This is a genomic window from Prevotella sp. AM23-5 (assembly GCF_003473645.1).
GTDB lineage: Bacteria > Bacteroidota > Bacteroidia > Bacteroidales > Bacteroidaceae > Prevotella > Prevotella copri_A.
Map to the genome: position 1 here is coordinate 442 of NZ_QUCG01000184.1, position 393 is coordinate 834.

A 393-nucleotide genomic window follows, 5' to 3' on the forward strand; every position below is an offset into this window, starting at 1 on the left:
ATGGAATGTTAGAAGAATATCTGTTCCTACAGAAAAGGAAATATCAGATATTGAAGAAGAGGATCTTCGTAAGGCTCTCATCTACGTTATCAGTTCTTCTGATTTTGAACGTTTATCAACAGATAAGTTAAAACAAGTGTACAATATTGTAAAAGGCAAAGAATGAAAGAGCTTAAAGTAGGAGAAAGAATTACTGTTACTCTTGAAGTTGTTAAACAATCAGGTTGCAGAGGTTGTTTCTTTGAGACACCTGGGTGTATTGCACCCTATAAATTTAAATGCGGTCGTACAAGTCGCTCAGATAATCAGAATGTAATCTTTAAAGAAGTTAAGGAGTAAAGCGTATGGATATAGAATACATTCCAGGAGATTTGGTAATGACTAATGGAGTAC